This window comes from Pseudoroseomonas cervicalis ATCC 49957 (assembly GCF_000164635.1).
In the GTDB taxonomy this organism is placed as follows: Bacteria; Pseudomonadota; Alphaproteobacteria; order Acetobacterales; family Acetobacteraceae; genus Pseudoroseomonas; species Pseudoroseomonas cervicalis.
The window spans coordinates 832,142-835,220 of the sequence record NZ_GG770777.1; the positions used below are offsets into that span (position 1 = coordinate 832,142).

Consider the following 3,079-nt stretch of genomic DNA (forward strand, 5'->3'; position numbering starts at 1 on the left):
CGGCCACCGGCGCGCCGGGACGGACCCCGGCGCCCCGGCGCGACGCCATCTCATTCCGCGGCGGTGGCGTAGCCGGGTGAGGCCGGCGCGGCCAGCCGCCGGTCCTGCGCCGCCACCAGCCGGTCCATCTTCTTCAGGTCGGCCTCGCCCAGATTCATCGCCGCCGCGGCCCACATCTCGACCACGTCGCGCAGCTCCTCCAGCGTCACCGGGTTCACCCGGCGGCGTGCCCGCAGCATGGTCAGCAGCGCGTTGTGCTTGCGCGACTGGCGCAGGATGTAATCGCGCGCCACCGCCTCGCCCTCGCCATCCTCGGCCAGGATGTCGACGACGCCCATCTCGTGCAGCTCCTCGGCGCTGTGGATGCGCCCCGAGCTGATCAGCGCCTCGGCCCGGCGGCGGTCGATGCGGCGGGAGAGGAAGCTGTAGGCGCCCATGCCGGGGAACATGTTGAACAGCACCTCCGGCAGGCCGAGCTTGGCGCTGCGCTCGGCCACGATCATGTCGAAGGAGAGGGCGTGCTCGAAGCCGCCGCCCAGCGCGTCGCCCTGCACCAGGGCCAGCGTCACCATGGGCAGGCCGAAGGCGATGTGGTTGCGGTGGATCGCCTCCACCGCGACATGGCCGTAGCGCACCAGCGCGGCATGGTCGCGGGCGCGGATGCGCTGGGCGAAATGCGCCAGGTCGCCGCCCAGATTGTAGATGCCTGGCACCGCCGAGGCCATGACGAACCAGTCGGCCGGCGGCGCCGCGCTGGCGGCGAAGCGCGCCGCCACATGGTGCTGCATGGCGTGTACGTCCTGCATCAGCGCCATGGTGTAGCTGGGCTTGCCGGCGGGGGCCATGTGGCACCACAGGCTGCGGCTGTCCTCCTCCAGCCGCAGGGTCAGGTTGTCGAAGCCCGCCGCCAGGCTGCCCTGGCGGCTGGCGGGCAGGTCCTGCGCGGCGGTGGGACGGTCGAGATACATGGGATGCTCTCCTGCTGGAGCGGCGGGGCCGCCCGCGGCGCGGCGCCGCCCGCCGACCACCGGCGGGCGCGGTCGGAGCGCCGCAACGCAGCATCTTAACGCGGGCCTAACATCCCCGTGTGGCGGGCTTTGCGGCTTTCGTTTCGCCCCTGCTGACCGCCCCAGAGTGGCAACCACCCTTCTGGCGGCACGTTGAGGTGGCAATGCAGTCAGCACATCAGGTCAAAATGGCGCCGATCGAAGACGAACTGCTCGCCTGCCTGCCCGATCTCCGCGCCTATGCCCGGTCCCTGACGCGCAACCGGCATGACGCGGACGACCTGGTGCAGGACGCGGTGGTGCGGATGCTCAACTCCGCCGACCGCTTCCAGCCCGGCACCAACTTCAAGGCCTGGGCCTTCACCATCCTGCGCAACCGCTTCCTGAACGAGTTCGTCGCCAAGCGGCGGCTGACGCGGGAGATGGATGAGGGGGAGATGGAGCGCATCGCCGTCTCCGCCCGCCAGGATGAGGGGCTGGAACTGTCCGATTTCCAGCGCATCTTCCACCGGCTGCCGGAGGATCACCGCTCGATCCTGACCCTCGTGGCGGGCTCCGGCCTGCCCTATGAGGACGTGGCCAAGGTCCTCGGCTGCGCCGTGGGCACGGTGAAGAGCCGGGTCCATCGGGCGCGCTCCGCCCTGCATGCCCTGCTGGAGGAGGAGAACGCGACGCATCTGCCGCCGCCGCGCTTCCATCGCAGCCAGTCACTGGAGGGCCGCCGCCGCTTGGCCAGCTGACCCCCGCCGCGCCGCGGGGAGGGCGCACCGCCCTCCCCTTTCGCCTCACAGCCCGTCGCGCGAGCCATAGGGCGACGGACCGTAATGGCCGCGCAGCGTCTCGCCCCAGCCCTGGTCCGACCAGTCCACCGGCTGGTCGCGCGGATAGGAGGGGGCGGCGGCGAGCTGCGCCTCGGTCACGTCCACCACATAGCCGCCGAGCCCGGTGTCGTAGCGCAGCCGGCCCCAGGGCAGCGGGTAGTGCGAGGCGTTGAAGCCCAGAAATCCGCCGAAGCTCAGCACCGCGTATTCGACGCGGCCGGCCACCTTGTCGATCATCAGCCTCTCGATGGCGCCGAGCTTGTTGCCGGACGGGTCATAGACCGCCGTTCCCTCGACGCGGTCGGAGGCGATCAGCTTGGCCGTGCCGCCCTGCGCCTCGGCGGGCAGGGTGGGCGGGGTGTCCTGGGGGGTGTCGGTCATCGCGGGCCTCCTGTCGCTGTGGCAGCCATGCCGCATGCAACGCCCGGGGCCCGCCGCCGGTTCCGCGCCGCCCGCCGCCGCGCCTCGCATGGCCGGCTCGGCCGCAACTTCCCGCGACGCCGGGCTTTGTCTCCAGGAGCGGGGGATCCTCCCCGCCTCGGACCGAGGGAGCCTGCCGCCATGAGCGACACCAGCGACAAGCCGGCCCGCGAGCGGGTCATCGAGCCGCCGGCCGGGCATCACGAAGCGCCGATGCCGGACAAGCCGATTCCCACCAACGAGGCGCGCCAGGGCGTCACCATCGGCCGCGTCCGCTGGGTGCTGCTGATCTCCCTGGTGCTGGTGGTGCTGGGCTTCATCGCCTCGGCGGTGCTGAGCACCTGAGCCGGCCCGCGGTCACACCGGCGTGAGCCGGCCGGTTTTTCCGTCGCAGCATGATCGGGGCGGGAACTTGAGCGAAGCGGGGCGGTTGGTCGGCAGCCTGGGCGTTGCAGTGCCCGGCCCCTTCAACCCCACCGGCCCCTCCCCGGGGCCAGCGACAGGAGCATGACGATGAGTCAGACTCGCAGCGGCGGCGGCGGCAAGCAGGGCTTCGCCTCGATGGACCAGGAGAAGCAGCGCAGCATCGCCTCCAAGGGCGGCCAGTCCGTGCCCGCGGCCAAGCGCAGCTTCGCCCAGGATCCCAGCCTGGCGGCCGAGGCCGGGCGCAAGGGCGGCCAGGCGGTGAAGGCGGCCGACCGCTCCTTCTCCCGCGACCGCAGCCTCGCGGCGCAGGCCGGCCGCAAGGGCGGCCAGGCCACCCACAGCAAGACCGGCCGCTCCGCCGACGAGCCGGCGGCCGGCGAGGCCTGAGGCGCAGGCCGGCGCGAC

General features: G+C 72.4%; 5 protein-coding genes. 3 read left to right on the forward strand and 2 right to left on the reverse strand.

The window, feature by feature from the left end; genetic code table 11:
- Positions 1-50 precede the first annotated feature (50 nt).
- Complete coding sequence (locus tag HMPREF0731_RS03605) at positions 51-968, reverse strand: crotonase/enoyl-CoA hydratase family protein (protein WP_007002662.1); 918 nt, start codon at positions 966-968, stop codon at positions 51-53.
- Between the two features lie 227 nt (positions 969-1,195).
- On the opposite strand from HMPREF0731_RS03605, the gene HMPREF0731_RS03610 reads away from it, so the two are divergent.
- Entirely contained in the window at positions 1,196-1,747 is a 552-nt protein-coding gene (locus HMPREF0731_RS03610; RefSeq protein WP_040611894.1) for a sigma-70 family RNA polymerase sigma factor, read from the forward strand.
- A 45-nt stretch (positions 1,748-1,792) separates the two neighbouring features.
- Here HMPREF0731_RS03610 and HMPREF0731_RS03615 read toward each other — a convergent pair whose 3' ends face one another.
- Positions 1,793-2,209: a PRC-barrel domain-containing protein gene (locus HMPREF0731_RS03615; RefSeq protein ID WP_157135912.1), complete on the reverse strand. Its 417-nt coding sequence runs from the start codon at positions 2,207-2,209 to the stop codon at positions 1,793-1,795.
- Positions 2,210-2,389: 180 nt separating this feature from the next.
- Here HMPREF0731_RS03615 and HMPREF0731_RS03620 point away from each other — a divergent pair, with 180 nt between their 5' ends.
- A complete protein-coding gene (locus HMPREF0731_RS03620; protein ID WP_007002665.1) occupies positions 2,390-2,593 on the forward strand; it encodes a hypothetical protein in 204 nt (67 codons plus the stop codon).
- A 168-nt stretch (positions 2,594-2,761) separates the two neighbouring features.
- On the forward strand, positions 2,762-3,061 hold the full coding sequence (locus HMPREF0731_RS03625) for a con-10 family general stress protein (protein ID WP_245538238.1): 300 nt from the start codon (positions 2,762-2,764) through the stop codon (positions 3,059-3,061).
- Positions 3,062-3,079 lie beyond the last annotated feature (18 nt).

What these genes read in the sequence shown, in the direction of transcription:
- HMPREF0731_RS03605 (WP_007002662.1), bottom strand. Translation starts at nt 968, where the DNA reads ATGTATCTCGACCGTCCCACCGCCGCGCAGGACCTGCCCGCCAGCCGC.
- HMPREF0731_RS03615 (WP_157135912.1), bottom strand. Translation starts at nt 2,209, where the DNA reads ATGACCGACACCCCCCAGGACACCCCGCCCACCCTGCCCGCCGAGGCG.
- HMPREF0731_RS03610 (WP_040611894.1), top strand. Translation starts at nt 1,196, where the DNA reads ATGGCGCCGATCGAAGACGAACTGCTCGCCTGCCTGCCCGATCTCCGC.
- HMPREF0731_RS03625 (WP_245538238.1), top strand. Translation starts at nt 2,762, where the DNA reads ATGAGTCAGACTCGCAGCGGCGGCGGCGGCAAGCAGGGCTTCGCCTCG.
- HMPREF0731_RS03620 (WP_007002665.1), top strand. Translation starts at nt 2,390, where the DNA reads ATGAGCGACACCAGCGACAAGCCGGCCCGCGAGCGGGTCATCGAGCCG.